The organism is Bacillus sp. 16GRE42 (assembly GCF_019837435.1).
Lineage (GTDB): Bacteria > Bacillota > Bacilli > Bacillales > Bacillaceae_G > Bacillus_A > Bacillus_A wiedmannii.
In genome coordinates this window covers 12,238-25,901 of the sequence record NZ_JADAXF010000002.1, presented here as the reverse complement: position 1 = coordinate 25,901, position 13,664 = coordinate 12,238, and the positions used below count along the sequence as shown (strand labels likewise).

Annotated in this window: 16 protein-coding genes; 14 read left to right on the top strand and 2 right to left on the bottom strand. The window is 34.0% G+C overall.

Annotation, left to right across the window (positions count from 1 at the left end; all coding sequences use genetic code 11):
- Window positions 1-114: 114 nt before the first annotated feature.
- Genes ILS93_RS12375 through ILS93_RS12365 form a run of 3 tightly spaced genes read left to right on the top strand, consistent with a single transcriptional unit; the run spans window position 115 to window position 3,836 of the window.
- Entirely contained in the window at window positions 115-1,722 is a 1,608-nt protein-coding gene (locus ILS93_RS12375; RefSeq protein WP_315971445.1) for a flagellar motor switch protein, read from the top strand.
- Between the two features lie 29 nt (window positions 1,723-1,751).
- Complete coding sequence (locus tag ILS93_RS12370) at window positions 1,752-3,092, top strand: transglycosylase (protein ID WP_154131544.1); 1,341 nt, start codon at window positions 1,752-1,754, stop codon at window positions 3,090-3,092.
- 27 nt (window positions 3,093-3,119) lie between these two features.
- Entirely contained in the window at window positions 3,120-3,836 is a 717-nt protein-coding gene (locus tag ILS93_RS12365; RefSeq protein ID WP_222660608.1) for a hypothetical protein, read from the top strand.
- A 33-nt stretch (window positions 3,837-3,869) separates the two neighbouring features.
- On the opposite strand, the gene cheR is transcribed toward ILS93_RS12365, so the two are convergent.
- Together cheR and ILS93_RS12355 are read right to left on the bottom strand one after the other, a co-directional pair.
- Complete coding sequence (gene cheR, locus ILS93_RS12360) at window positions 3,870-4,652, bottom strand: protein-glutamate O-methyltransferase CheR (RefSeq protein ID WP_116349646.1); 783 nt, start codon at window positions 4,650-4,652, stop codon at window positions 3,870-3,872.
- 39 nt (window positions 4,653-4,691) lie between these two features.
- Window positions 4,692-5,189, bottom strand: a complete 498-nt coding sequence (locus ILS93_RS12355) for a flagellar motor switch protein FliG (RefSeq protein ID WP_098102206.1) — start codon at window positions 5,187-5,189, stop codon at window positions 4,692-4,694.
- Window positions 5,190-5,332: 143 nt separating this feature from the next.
- Here ILS93_RS12355 and ILS93_RS12350 point away from each other — a divergent pair, with 143 nt between their 5' ends.
- The 11 genes from ILS93_RS12350 to ILS93_RS12300 all read left to right on the top strand — a co-directional run bounded on the left by ILS93_RS12350 (window position 5,333) and on the right by ILS93_RS12300 (window position 13,660).
- Window positions 5,333-5,797, top strand: coding sequence for a YaaR family protein (locus ILS93_RS12350; protein ID WP_000946323.1), 465 nt, complete (start codon window positions 5,333-5,335; stop codon window positions 5,795-5,797).
- Between the two features lie 16 nt (window positions 5,798-5,813).
- A complete protein-coding gene (locus ILS93_RS12345; protein WP_000275871.1) occupies window positions 5,814-6,266 on the top strand; it encodes a hypothetical protein in 453 nt (150 codons plus the stop codon).
- Between the two features lie 17 nt (window positions 6,267-6,283).
- A complete protein-coding gene (gene flgK / locus ILS93_RS12340; RefSeq protein ID WP_222660606.1) occupies window positions 6,284-7,582 on the top strand; it encodes a flagellar hook-associated protein FlgK in 1,299 nt (432 codons plus the stop codon).
- Window positions 7,583-7,623: 41 nt separating this feature from the next.
- The gene (locus tag ILS93_RS12335; RefSeq protein WP_222660604.1) at window positions 7,624-8,487 is read left to right on the top strand and encodes a flagellar hook-associated protein 3; all 864 of its coding nucleotides are present in this window, start codon (window positions 7,624-7,626) and stop codon (window positions 8,485-8,487) included.
- Window positions 8,488-8,506: 19 nt separating this feature from the next.
- A complete protein-coding gene (locus tag ILS93_RS12330; RefSeq protein WP_222660602.1) occupies window positions 8,507-9,883 on the top strand; it encodes a flagellar hook-associated protein 2 in 1,377 nt (458 codons plus the stop codon).
- A 22-nt stretch (window positions 9,884-9,905) separates the two neighbouring features.
- On the top strand, window positions 9,906-10,274 hold the full coding sequence (locus ILS93_RS12325) for a flagellar export chaperone FliS (RefSeq protein WP_098214986.1): 369 nt from the start codon (window positions 9,906-9,908) through the stop codon (window positions 10,272-10,274).
- A complete protein-coding gene (locus ILS93_RS12320) occupies window positions 10,264-10,536 on the top strand; it encodes a hypothetical protein (RefSeq protein ID WP_001058076.1) in 273 nt (90 codons plus the stop codon). Before ILS93_RS12325 ends, ILS93_RS12320 begins: the two co-directional genes overlap by 11 nt.
- Before the next feature lie 369 nt (window positions 10,537-10,905).
- Window positions 10,906-11,313 (top strand): flagellar basal body rod protein FlgB, encoded by a 408-nt coding sequence (gene flgB / locus ILS93_RS12315; RefSeq protein WP_001113102.1) that lies wholly within the window; start codon window positions 10,906-10,908, stop codon window positions 11,311-11,313.
- Between the two features lie 20 nt (window positions 11,314-11,333).
- Window positions 11,334-11,747, top strand: a complete 414-nt coding sequence (gene flgC / locus ILS93_RS12310; RefSeq protein ID WP_000484673.1) for a flagellar basal body rod protein FlgC — start codon at window positions 11,334-11,336, stop codon at window positions 11,745-11,747.
- 16 nt (window positions 11,748-11,763) lie between these two features.
- Window positions 11,764-12,063 (top strand): flagellar hook-basal body complex protein FliE, encoded by a 300-nt coding sequence (gene fliE, locus ILS93_RS12305; RefSeq protein WP_000701682.1) that lies wholly within the window; start codon window positions 11,764-11,766, stop codon window positions 12,061-12,063.
- A gap of 22 nt (window positions 12,064-12,085) precedes the next feature.
- Complete coding sequence (locus ILS93_RS12300) at window positions 12,086-13,660, top strand: flagellar M-ring protein FliF C-terminal domain-containing protein (RefSeq protein WP_222660600.1); 1,575 nt, start codon at window positions 12,086-12,088, stop codon at window positions 13,658-13,660.
- Window positions 13,661-13,664: the final 4 nt, after the last annotated feature.

Below are 13,664 nucleotides of genomic sequence, written 5' to 3'. Positions count from 1 at the left end.
TTTATATAATAAGTTTGTTAAAATAAAATGAGAGTTTATATCATTTGATAGAAAAACAGAAATGAGGAGGCAGAGAAAATGCCTGAGTAACACACAAAAGGGGATAAGAGCACAATTGTGCTAGAAAAAGAAAATGAGCATTTAACGCCTCAAGAATGTGATATTCTTGGCGAAATTGCAAATATATCATTTGGTTCAGCTTCGACTGTATTATCAACAATCTTAAATAGGCAAGTAAGTATTACTGCTCCTCGCATAGAATTGGTAGATTTATATGATTCAAGCGACGTCGAAGTTCCACACGTTGTATTAAACATTCATTTTACAAAAGGATTAGATATGGAAAACCTTCTTGTCCTTAAGCAAGATGTTGCATTATCCATTGCTGATTTAATGATGATGGGAACAGGTGAAGTGGAAGACGGAAAAGAACTTGGTGAATTAGAGCTAAGTGCTGTACAAGAAGCGATGAATCAAATGATGGGGTTCGCAGCTACATCTATGTCAGAATTCTTTCAAGATACAGTAGATATGTCTCCGCCGACAATTAAAGTTGTAAAGTTATCAGAAGAAATGGAGAAAATTTCTGAGATTGATGGGAATCAAACGATTGTTAAAGTATCGTTTGATTTAAAGATAGATAATCTTGTAAACTCTAAACTTGTGCAAATTGTTTCAGTTGAACATGCGAAACGAATGGTAAATAAATTAATGCAATTATCTGGTGGAGTAGAAGAAAAAGATGAGCCAGCAGAAGTAGTGGAAACGGAGATTGTAGAAGAACAAGTTGAAAAAGAGCATTTAACACAAGAAGAGAAAGATGTCCTTGGTGAAATTGCAAATATTTCAATTGGTTCAGCTTCAACAGTATTGTCAACACTATTAAATCAGCCAGTTACAATTAGTACGCCCAATGTAGAATCAATCAATGTTCGTCATTATGACGGAGTACCAGTCCCGTTTGTTATTTTAAATGTTGATTTTGTTGAAGGGCTAAAGAATGAGAATGTATTCGTATTTACGAAAGATGTCGCTTTAACAATGGTAGATTTAATGATGATGGGAACAGGGGAAGTTGATCCAGAGAAGGAGCTTAGTGAATTAGAACTGAGTGGTATTAAAGAAATTATGAACCAAATGATGGGGCATGCTGCGACGGCGATGTCAGAAATGTTTCAAGAAAAAATGGACATGACACCACCAAATGTTAAATTCGTAACGTTAAAAGAAGAAATGGAATATTTGGGAGAGTCAATGAAAGTGGACGAACTCGTCCAAATTACGTTCAACCTTGAAATTGGTGACCTGCTTCAATCGAAAATGTATCAAATTTTACCGATTTCAGAAGCGAAAGAAATGGTAAGAAGACTTCTATATCCAATGATGGAAGAGGAAGAAGAGATTGTTACGGAAGAAATTGAAGAAGAAAAAATTGTAGAACCTGTTGTGCAACCTATTGAATTTAAAGAAGTAAAACAAATGGAACCAGTATACATGGATACATCCATCTTACAAAATGTAGAAATGAATGTGAAATTTGTATTTGGAAGCACAGTGAAAACAATTCAAGATATTTTAAGTTTACAAGAGAATGAAGCGGTTGTACTGGATGAGGATATTGACGAGCCAATTCGTATTTATGTAAATGATGTATTGGTGGCGTATGGTGAACTTGTAAATGTAGATGGATTTTTTGGAGTAAAAGTGACGAAATCGCTATAAGTCGTTGAAATAGGAGTTTGAGCTAGTAGATGAAAAACGTAAAGTTTTTTCTAATGAGCTGGTTATTCATACATATGTATTTGTTCTTCCCTCTGCAAAGTCAGGCGGAAGAACAAATTGAGCCAGATCAAAAACTAAATGAAATGAATGTACAAGAAGAAAACAAAGAAGTTCAAGAGCAGCCAGAGCAAGTGGAATTGAATCAAGGTAAAGAGGAACAACAAGAAGTAGCAAATGAACAAGAGGTCGAAAAAAAGATAGAGACGGATCAAGGGGTTATTACAGTAAATAAGTCGGAATTAAAAGTTGGCGAAGAAGTGCGGGTTATTGTAGAGCCGAAAGAGCAAAATGTTCAAAGTATAAAAGGTATTTTGCGCTTGCCAAAAAACGGCGATCAGTATGAACAAGAAAGAATGCTATCGTTTAAGTATGAAGAGGAAACGAAGCGATGGATTGCTAACTACAAGGTCGAAACTTTTGATTTGCAAGGTGATTGGAATCTTCAGCTCATTCAAAGTTCTAAAGAAACTGAGAAAGAAGAGCTTATAGAAAATGAAGTGAAAGTCCCATTTATTCGTATAAATAATGACACGCCAACAATAGATAAAGAACTGCCGAAGTTGCATAAAGTTACTGTTGACGAGGCGAAAGAGAAGCTAATTGAACGGAAACAAGGCGATTCTATACGTGTGCGAGTGAAGGCGACAGACGTAGAATCAGTTGTGAAAGAGGTTCGTGTTATATTAAAAGGGAAAGAAAATAAAGAGATTACATTTTTATTAGATTACAATAAGCGCGACATGGATTGGCAAAAAGTATTTGAAATAACGGATGCGTTGCCAATCGGGACATACGAAATACTTGTAGAGATAGTGGATGCGGCCGGCAATAAACTGGTTGAGGAAAGTGAGTATATCGTTTCTATTTTGGAGCAAAAACCAGAAGAGAATAAAAAGATAGAAGAACGAGAGAATGAAGATAAATTAGAAGTTAAGGAAGAACCTGAGAAGCAGGAAGACTCGAAAGTAGAAATCCCGCTTCCAGAAGAAAAACTGCCAGTTGTTCAAATTCCGAAAAAAGAAGAGAAAGTAAACGATCTTATAAAAGAACCATTGAAAGAGAAAGAAAAAATTACTTATGTTATAAAAGAGCCTCTCACAGACAACAAGGAAGTAAATAAAGCGAAGGCTCAAAAAGATAAAGATAATAACAATCAAGTCATTTCGAAAAAGAAAGAGAAAAAAGAAGAGCCAGAAGATAAGAAAGAAGCAAAAAGTGAACAGGGAATACAAGCTTCTAATGTATTTGCTATCATGTCAGGTTTATTCGTATTGTTTTTAGTTTTAAAAAGTAATAAAGAATGGGGCTAATAATTTCATAGTAGTGGAGGCGCTTAGATGGAGATTAAACGTACGACAATTGAAAATAAGACGCTACAACCATTAAAACAGCCTGCAGCTATTTCGGAACATGAAATCCAGAAAGAACGAAAGCATAGTAATCTAGTGTTTACTGGACAGTCTAAGATTATTTCGAGAAATAATGAAATAGGGATTTTACTTGCGAGTTTAGGTGATGGAAAGGTTATGAAGGAAATGCTTTCTAAAGAGATGGATACAGTATTACAACTCTTTAAAAAGTTACATATGTTAACTGGTGAAGGAAAGCAAACAGAAAAAGTATTTGAACAAGTAATGAGAAGTTTACAAGGGCTTGTTAAACAGGCGCATATAAAAGAACTTCCTTTGTTAGATGGAACGTATGATTTCGCAGAAGTACAACTATCATTTGGTAGAAAGGTACATATTCCGTTATTAGATGTAAGTGCACTCATTTCTAGAGTGGAAAGTGATTCTTCAGAAGGAAATATAAATTTAATGGTAACGGTTATTACTGCTTACATAACGAAATTGTCTAACGAAACTATTTTAATTAGCGTTACAGATCGCACTGCTAAAGAGCGGGATGTAAGTGTATGGAGAGCGCTTGCAGAAATGAATATGACACAATTATCACAGGCCCTGAAACAAACGATGCAAGAACATAAATGGTCTATGACATTTCTTTTTCTCTTTGTATGGATTGTTTCTATTATTTTAATTCGAGTTATATAAAAAGGTCGTCACTTTACATTGTGACGACCTCTTTTATATTTTTTCGTAAAAGAATGTATCAAAGCGCTGAAGATTGTATCGTTCAGGTGTTAAAATTTGTTCAGTACTACCAACAAATAATACGCCACCTTTTCGTAGAGCACGACTAAACTTTTCATAAAGTTTTACCCTTGCTTCTTCAGTAAAGTATATCATTACGTTGCGACAAATGATTAAGTCGTAATTTGTATCGAATGACTGCATTAACAGGTCGTGCTGTTTGAACGTCACGTTTTGCTTAATGTTTTGATGTAATGAATATATATCATTCTCTTTTGTAAAATGACGCTCTTTCAAATCAATAGGTAATTCTTTTAAAGAACGTTCTGTATATTGACCGCGTTTTGCAGTTTCTAAAATGTGAAAATCAAGATCTGTTGCTTGTATTTCAAAACGAAATGGAGCTAAATGTTTCGATAAAATTAAAGAGAGTGTATATGGTTCTTCACCGGCAGCGCAAGCGGCACTCCATACTTTTAATTTTCCGTTATTTTGTTCAAGTAATTTTGGTAGTGCTTTCGTCTCTAATGTTTGCCAACGTTCTTTATTTCTAAAAAACTCTGAAACGTTAATTGTAATATAGTCAATAAAACTTAAAAATAAATTTTGATCGGTACGTAAATTGCTTAAAAAACTAGTGTAGTTCTCAAAGCCCTTTCTCGAAATAAAAGCATCGATTCTACGACGCATTCTATCTTGTTTATATGAAGCGATATCCATATTGAATTGTTGTTTAAAACTCGCGATAAAATGATCATAATCTTGTTCAATTATCATATTTATAATAGGCACAATAACGATATTGTGCCTCCCCCTTTACATCATACGGATTTTTTGTTCAAAGTTTTTTTTCATCTGTTTTTCATGTAAACCTGGTAAATCATAAATAACAGCATCAATTCCTGCTTCTTTTGCAACGTCAACGGGAATGACAGATGTATGCTTGTCCCCATTATAAAAACAGAGAACTAAATCGGTATCTTCGATTATTTGTTTTACAAAAAACATATAATCCGATCGGTAAATGGAGTCGGAAGGATGATCAAAAGTAACATACTCGGCTCCGTGTCTTTTTAAGTAATCAAGGACCTCTTGAAATTCATCTGTTAATGCTTGTAACGGCTGTAGCGTGTAAAGGCATAAATTTTGAGCGAGTCTTTCGTTTTCGATGAAAAAACGAAGAATCTCATTTTCGATAGATTTATAACATAATATGTAAATTTTATGTTTGTGAGCATAGTCAGTTAAAAATTTTTTTATTTCTTCTTGATCTAATGCTGTTAATTGATTTGAACCACAAAGAAAAATATTCATAGATTTGTGCCACCTCATGCTAAATTGTAACATATCTTTTATAAAAAATAACTGCAAAATATTAGTGTTCAGAGTATAATTATAAATAACTGGATTTTACGATTAAGTTTAGGAAGAAATAAAAAAATAAATAGGTGATATATATGCTGCGTTCGATCTCGCATAATCCAATTTTATCGCATATACCGCCTGCTACTCAAATGCCGAAAGAAGCAAATGTCAGGACAGGACTTGCATTTTCGGATAATTTGCATGCAGATCCGAAAAAAGATAAATTGCTAGAACAAATGGAAGCATTTGTCGATAACATTGGAGAAATTAAAGAGAAAATTGAAATGGAATTAACGCTTGATAATGTAATGGAATACAAAAATACAGTAAAATCATTTTTGAATTTTTACGTAGATAATGTATTGCAATATAAAGATGTCATGTCTCGTCATCCGCGTTACGGATATTCACAGAAAATGACGATTGTGAAACAGGCGGAAATGGGATTAAATGAGTTAGAAGATGTTATGAATTTAATTAATACGAAAACGGGACATTTAGAAATGTTAAATCAAATTGGAGAAATCCACGGTTTAATTGTAAATTTAGTCTTGTAAAAGGGAAGGAAGCTATATGTACATACAATTATATGAAAAGCTCGTTATTATTCAAAAAGCATATGAAAACATTCAAGCGCTTGGAGAACAAATATATGAGAATTTAAAACATAAAAATGTAAATGCAGTTCAAAAGTTACAAGTAGAGCAATTGCAGTACATTGATGGTTTAAAAAAGTTATCAAGTTCATTTGAAGAAATAGTTGTTCAGTTTTGTAAAGAACAGGGCGTGGAATCATTTCGCGTAAGTGCGTTATTTTCGTATTTTTCTCATGAAGAAATTGAAAAAATGGAAAAATTACAAAAAAATATAACTGAATTAGAAGAGAATGTAAAAATGATTCTTTTGAAAAATCAATATTACTTAAACGTACTATTAAAAACTACAGAAAGTATTGTGGATTCCGTTTCTGAATATAATTTAGAGCGAAACAATAATTCACAAATCTTTATGAACGAACTATTGTAAAGGGGAAGTGAAACATTATGAGACTATCTGATTATAATACGCCGTTATCGGGTTTGTTAGCGGCACAAATGGGATTACAAACGACGAAACAAAATTTATCTAACATTCATACGCCTGGTTATGTGCGTCAAATGGCGAATTACGGATCGGCTGGAGCAAGTCAGGGCTATTCACCAGAACAAAAAATAGGTTACGGTGTACAAACGTTAGGCGTTGACCGTATTACAGATGAAGTGAAGACGAAACAGTTTAACGATCAATTATCTCAACTCTCTTACTATAACTACATGAATTCGACTTTATCACGTGTAGAATCTATGGTTGGAACGACAGGAAAGAATTCATTATCTAGTTTAATGGATGGCTTCTTTAATTCTTTTCGTGAAGTTGCAAAAAATCCAGAACAACCAAATTACTACGATACATTAATTTCTGAAACTGGGAAGTTTACAAGTCAAGTAAATCGTCTAGCGAAAGGCTTAGATACAGCAGCAGCACAAACGACAGAAGATATTGAAGCGCATGTCAATGAATTTAATCGTCTTGCTGGCAGCTTAGCGGAAGCGAATAAAAAAATTGGACAAGCAGGTACACAAGTGCCAAATCAACTTTTGGATGAACGTGATCGTATCATTACAGAAATGTCTAAGTATGCAAATATAGAAGTGTCTTATGAATCTATGAATCCTAATATCGCGAGTGTTAGGATGAATGGTGTTTTAACAGTAAATGGACAAGATACATATCCACTTCAATTAAATAAAGAAAAAGAACCAATGACTGCTGAAATTTACGGTTCGGAAATTCCTTTAACGAGTGGAGCAATCCAATCAGCGATCGATACGAAAGCGAAGATTGCTAGTTATAAGAAAAACCTTGAAGAATTAATGGGTTCTGTAAAGAATGAAGTGAACACAGTAATGAGGAAAGAGTTCTTCGTTGGAGATCAAGCGAAAGATATGAAATTAAACCCTGAATTTGCAAAAGATGTTTCGAAAATGAAAATATCAGCTGAAACAGCAAATAAACTAGCAGCGATTACAGATGGAGATTATAAAGAAGGTCTTTCTTATAAACAAGCATTAGACCAATTCGTAGTTGGTGTTGCATCTGATAAAAGTGCAGTGAATGCTTATCAAAAAATTCATGGGGATTTATTAGAGGGGATTCAGCAAGAAAAGATGGGTGTTGAAGGCGTTAATATGGAAGAGGAAATGGTTAATTTAATGGCCTTCCAGAAATATTTCGTCGCAAACTCTAAAGCTATCACTACGATGAATGAAGTGTTTGATAGCCTATTTTCGATTATTCGATAAGTGATAGTAATTAATTGAAAATATATAAGGAGGAGATAGAAATGAGAGTATCTACATTTCAAAATGCAAGCTGGGCAAAGAATCAGTTAATGGATTTAAATGTGCAACAACAATACCATCGAAATCAAGTAACTTCAGGGAAGAAAAACCTTCTTATGAGTGAAGATCCACTTGCGGCAAGTAAGTCATTTGCGATTCAACATTCATTAGCAAATATTGAACAAATGCAAAAAGATTTAGCTGACTCGAAAAATGTATTAACACAAACTGAAAATACTTTGCAAGGTGTTCTGAAATCTGTAACGAGGGCAGATCAATTGATGTTACAGGCATTAAGTGAGCAAAATGGTGAAAAAGAATTGAATGCCATCGGTGCAGAAATTGATCAAATTTTAAAACAAGTTGTATATTTAGCGAATACAAAAGAGCAAGATCGTTATATTTTCGGTGGTGATAGTGCAGAGAATCCACCGTTTACAGAAGATGGTACGTATCAAGGTGGAAAAAATGATGTGAACTGGCAACTAAATGACGGTTATGAATTCAAAGCGTTCCGGAACGGAGATGCATTATTATCCCCGGTTATAAAAACGTTAAAACAGATGAGCGAAGCGATGCAAAACGGTGACCAAAAAGCGTTACAACCGTTATTAGGAGAAAATAAGAAAAATTTAGATGGCATCATTAATCGTACTACTGAAGTTGGTTCGACAATGAACACAATGGAGACGTTTAAAACAATTTTAAGTGAGCAAAATTTAGCGCTTCAAGAAAACCGTAAAGAAATTGAAGATGTCGATTTAGCAGTAGCAATTTCTGACTTAGCATATATTAATGCGACGTATGAAGCGACGCTTAAAGCAGTTAGTACGATGAGTAAAACGAGTATTTTAGATTACATGTAAATGATAAGGAGTGAAAAATATGGCAGGGACAATATCTGATTATGGTGGCAGACAGCAAATATGGAATTTAGGAAATAACATAATAGATACAAAGAAGTTAGTAGATTTAGAGTTACAAGCATTGGAAATGAAAAAATCACCATATAATACACAAAAACAAACGTTAACAAATGAAAAAAATGTGTATGCGAGCATGAAAAAAGAGTTTGGAAATCTTGTGCAAGTATTCAAAGATTTAAACGCATTTAAAGGTGATGAAAAGAAAACAGCTCTATCAAAAGATGGTTTTATGACAGCGCAGGCGGATGCTGCTGCAATTCCTGGAACATACATGATTACAGTAGAGCGAGTAGCAGAAAGGCATCAAATAACTACAGGTTCACTTACTCCGCCAAAAACTCCTGAAGGAACGGAGCAAAAATTCAGTTTAGATTTAAAGCTTGGAGTAAATGATTTATTTCACATAAATGGAAAAGAAGTTAAAATATCGGAAGATATGACATATAAAGATCTTATCAATAAAATTAATAATGGAAATTACGGTGTATCGGTATACACATTGGGGGATCAACTATTTTTCACATCTACTACTGCCGGTGAAGCTGGGGAACTGAAATTAACTGATGGTGCCAATGGCTTTTTACAAAATATAGGGCTGGTTACTTCTGTGAAAAATGAGGACGGGACGAATGCCATTGCACATCAAGTGACAGGAGCTGTAAATGCGGAGTATACAATAAATGGAATTAAAGGAACTAGTAAAACAAATAAGATTGATACAATTCCAGGACTAACCATTGACTTAGAAAAGGTAACTACAGAGCCAATAAAATTAACTATTGAAGATTCTGATATAAAAAATTCGATAGATTTAATCAAAAAAATGAAAGATGAGTATAATAAAGCTGTTAAAAATTTGGATTTATATGCTGGTGAAAATGGAGTAATGCAAGGAAATAATGTTTCATTTGCTATCAGTAATGCAATGACGAGCATTTTTAGATTTTCCCAAGATGATAAGTATTTATTTTCTTTCGGGATTCAAATTGATAAAACAGGAAATATGATTCTTGATGAAGAAAAATTAAAAACAACTTTTAAAGAGAATCCAGAAGCTACAAAACAGTTTTTCTTTGGCTTTAATGGCATTGGTCATGATACAGATAAAAAACTCGAGGGAATATTTGGAGATGAAGGGATTATTGGAAAACGCTCTAAAAGTATTGAAAAACAAGTAATTGATTTAGAGAGAAAAATTCAAGATATTGATACAAGTAATAAGAAAAAACAAGAATCAATTATTGATAAATATGCAAAGTTGGAAAGCCAGCTAGCATTGCTTGATAGTCAGCTGCAGACAATCAAAGCAATGACAAAAACAAAAAGCGATGATTAATGAAAGTTGAGGAAGTGATTATATGCAAGCATGGCAACGTTATATGCAAAATGATATTATGACGAGTAATCCGATAAAAAATACAATATTTATTTATGAAAGATGTATCGTAGAGTTTCGTAAATTAGAAGAACTTTTACATACTTTTAAACTACAAGAAGGAGATGCACTTCTTGAAAAGTTAGAACGTATATTTGAAGAGTTGAAGCTTCAATTAAATCCTGATATTACGAAAGATTTGTATGATAGTTTATTCGGTTTATACGATTGGATTAGCATTCAAATTCAAACGATGAAAGTAACACGTAAAGCAAAAGACATGGATGCAATTGTAAAAGTGTTACAAGATTTAATAGATGGTTACCGCGGAGCACTTGAAAATGAACAATGATATTTATCGGACGTTTGTCGGCTGTTTTAATGAAATCGGTGAATTGCAAGTTTCAGATGAAGAGTTTGCTGAGAAGAGTGAAATGCTAAATCGTTGGATGATGACACTAGATGAAGAAACGCGTGCGCAAGTTGCAGCAGAAGTAAGTCCATTCATTATTAAGGCGGCGCAGCATATTCGAGATAAGCAAAAGATTTTGGAAGAAATGATTATGACAAATGATGGACGCATGAAAGCTAATTCATTTTACGGTAAATTTTAGTGATAGAGTTTAGAAACGGATTCCCCTTTTAAGAGGGGATCCATTCCTTTGTTTAAATAAAGACTTCCGCTGGTTGAGGTTTCATTTTATGACTGTAATGAAAAAATATTAGTAATCTAAATAATGTGAAAATGAACTTTAGTTTGTAGATTATATATTGAAATGTTTCATAGATTATTGCGTGTATACAGTTTTTTTGTATTCTTTTTTATATTTTTATATTTTTCTAAAGACAACAATGGAAAAATGGAATAAAATATGTAAGGGTACATGATTGTTAATATTTTAATAAACGCATATAAGAAAATAAATAATGAAGTGAAACTTCCATCAGTGGATCATGAAGTTAAAAAAGAAAGGGTGTGGAATATGCCAGATTTAGTGAGTGATGTAGGCCATTATATGAATTATTTAGTGACGAAACGAAATACTGTTTCTAGTAATATTGCAAATGCGAATACACCCGGCTATAAAGCACAAGATGTAACATTTGCTGAGCAAATGAATAAAAGTAGTGCATTATATAAGAACAATGCTGCGGACTTAAAGAGTAATCCAAATTTATATCAAACGAATGAAATGCACTTACCGACAGTGAATACGAAAAATACATATGCAAAGATGCAAACAAAATCAATGCAAACGAATAAAGATGGAAATAGTGTGGATGTAACGACAGAAATGCTAGATTTAATGAAAGCAAATCAGTTATACGGTATTTCAATTAACGCAATTAATACACAATATGCAATTAACCAAGCGGCACGCGGACGTTAATAGTAGAAGGAGAGACAACGATGTTTCAGGCAATTAATGCAAGTGGCTCAGGGCTAACGACAGCGAGAAAGTGGATGGAAGTTACTTCTAACAATATTGTAAATGCAAATACAACGGCTGCTCCGGGGGCGGATTTATATGAGCGTCGTAGTGTAGTGCTAGAATCAAACAATAGTTTTGCAAATATGTTAGATGGGTCTCCTACAAATGGAGTAAAAATAAAAAGTATTGAAGCAGATAAAACTGAAAACTTAGTGTATGATCCAACACATCCGCATGCAAATGAAGAAGGATATGTACGCTATCCAAATATTGATGTGACTGCTGAAATGACGAATGTAATGGTTGCCCAAAAAATGTACGAAGCGAACACAAGTGTATTAAATGCGAATAAAAAAATGCTTGATAAAGATTTAGAAATTGGCAGAGGATAAGGGGGAATATAGTAATATGAAAATCCAACCAATGTTAAATACGCAACCATTTGGAGCAATTCAGTCAATTGGTGCACCGAAAACGTCTCAAACATCTGTAGTTGAGGGGAAAAAGTTTATTGATTTATTGGAAGATATGAATCAAACGCAAAACAATGCGCAAACAGCAGTATACGATTTACTAACTAAAGGGGTAGGGGAAACGCATGACGTTTTAATTCAGCAGAAGAAGGCAGAGTCCCAAATGAAAACGGCTGCTCTCGTACGTGATAATCTTATCGAAAATTATAAGTCACTAATTAATATGCAAATTTAGGAAAGTGGACGGGTGTGTTTAAATGGAAAAGATAAAAAATGTTATCCAATCATTAAAAACGTGGCATAAGTTAGTAATCGGTGCTGCGCTTTTAGCGATTGTAACAGGAGCACTTTTATACTTCACCTTGCCAGATAAATATGTTGTTGTATATCAAAATTTAAATGATACAGATAAGCAAGAGATTACAGCAGAATTATCGAAGTTAGGTGTCGATTATCAATTAGCGGCCGATGGTTCGATTCGTGTGCAAAAGAATGATGCTCCATGGGTTCGAAAAGAAATGAATGGGATGGGCTTACCGTTTAATTCTAAAAGCGGTGAGGAAATTTTATTAGAAAGCTCGCTCGGTTCAAGTGAGCAAGATAAAAAAATGAAGCAAATTGTCGGTACGAAAAAGCAATTGGAGCAAGATATCGTAAGAAACTTTGCGACAGTTGAAACGGCAAATGTTCAAATTACATTACCTGAAAAAGAGACAATTTTTGATGAAGAAAAAGCAAAAGGAACAGCGGCAATTACTGTAGGTGTGAAACGTGGCCAATTATTAACTGCAGATCAGGTTGCAGGTATACAGCAAATGATTAGTGCAGCAGTTCCAGGTGTAAAAGCAGAAGAAGTAAGTGTGATTGATAGCAAAAAAGGTATTATCTCAAAAGGAGCAGATGAAGCGCATCCTACTAGTTCCTCTTCTTATGAAAAAGAAGTAGAGATGCAGCAACAAATTGAAGGTAAATTAAAGCAAGATATTGATGCAACGTTAATGACGATGTTTAAACCGAATGAATATAAAGTGAATACGAAAGTGTCTGTAAACTATGATGAAGTTACACGCCAGTCAGAAAAATATGGTGATAAAGGTGTACTTCGTAGCAAACAAGAGCAAGAAGAAAGCTCTACTGCACAAGAAGGAGCAGAGACGAAACAAGGCGCTGGTATTACAGCGAACGGTGAAGTGCCAAATTACGGTACGAACAATAATCAAAATGGTAAAATCGTCTATGATAATAAAAATGGTAACAAAATTGAAAACTATGAAATAGATAAAACAGTTGAAACAATTAAGAAACACCCAGAATTAACGAAAACAAATGTTGTAGTATGGGTAGACAACGATACGTTAGTAAAACGAAAAATAGATATGACTACTTTCAAAGAAGCAATCGGCACAGCTGCTGGGCTTCAAGCTGATCCGAATGGAAACTTTACAAACGGTCAAGTTAACGTTGTAACTGTTCAGTTTGATCAGCAGAAAGAAGAGAAGAAAAAAGAACCAGAAGAAAGCGGTATAAACTGGTGGTTATTCGGTGGAATTCCAGCTGGTTTATTAGCGATTGGTGGTCTAGTATGGTTCTTATTAGCAAGACGTAAGAGAAAGAAAGAAGAAGAGGAATATGAAGAATACTTAGCAGAAGAGGAAATTGCTGCAAGTAGTGAAAGTATTATGGAAATTCCTGAAGAAAAAATAGTACCAGAGCCAAAACCAGAACCAGAAGAACCGAAAGAACCAACGTTAGATGAACAAGTGCATGATGCTACGAAAGAACATGTAGAAGGAACTGCAAAAGTAATTAAAAAATGGTTAAATGGACAGTAAGGGA

Coding starts and splice junctions, on each gene's coding strand:
- ILS93_RS12370 (WP_154131544.1), top strand. CDS start 1,752: ATGAAAAACGTAAAGTTTTTTCTAATGAGCTGGTTATTCATACATATG.
- ILS93_RS12365 (WP_222660608.1), top strand. CDS start 3,120: ATGGAGATTAAACGTACGACAATTGAAAATAAGACGCTACAACCATTA.
- cheR (WP_116349646.1), bottom strand. CDS start 4,652: ATGATAATTGAACAAGATTATGATCATTTTATCGCGAGTTTTAAACAA.
- ILS93_RS12355 (WP_098102206.1), bottom strand. CDS start 5,189: ATGAATATTTTTCTTTGTGGTTCAAATCAATTAACAGCATTAGATCAA.
- ILS93_RS12350 (WP_000946323.1), top strand. CDS start 5,333: ATGCTGCGTTCGATCTCGCATAATCCAATTTTATCGCATATACCGCCT.
- ILS93_RS12345 (WP_000275871.1), top strand. CDS start 5,814: ATGTACATACAATTATATGAAAAGCTCGTTATTATTCAAAAAGCATAT.
- flgK (WP_222660606.1), top strand. CDS start 6,284: ATGAGACTATCTGATTATAATACGCCGTTATCGGGTTTGTTAGCGGCA.
- ILS93_RS12335 (WP_222660604.1), top strand. CDS start 7,624: ATGAGAGTATCTACATTTCAAAATGCAAGCTGGGCAAAGAATCAGTTA.
- ILS93_RS12330 (WP_222660602.1), top strand. CDS start 8,507: ATGGCAGGGACAATATCTGATTATGGTGGCAGACAGCAAATATGGAAT.
- ILS93_RS12325 (WP_098214986.1), top strand. CDS start 9,906: ATGCAAGCATGGCAACGTTATATGCAAAATGATATTATGACGAGTAAT.
- ILS93_RS12320 (WP_001058076.1), top strand. CDS start 10,264: ATGAACAATGATATTTATCGGACGTTTGTCGGCTGTTTTAATGAAATC.
- flgB (WP_001113102.1), top strand. CDS start 10,906: ATGCCAGATTTAGTGAGTGATGTAGGCCATTATATGAATTATTTAGTG.
- flgC (WP_000484673.1), top strand. CDS start 11,334: ATGTTTCAGGCAATTAATGCAAGTGGCTCAGGGCTAACGACAGCGAGA.
- fliE (WP_000701682.1), top strand. CDS start 11,764: ATGAAAATCCAACCAATGTTAAATACGCAACCATTTGGAGCAATTCAG.
- ILS93_RS12300 (WP_222660600.1), top strand. CDS start 12,086: ATGGAAAAGATAAAAAATGTTATCCAATCATTAAAAACGTGGCATAAG.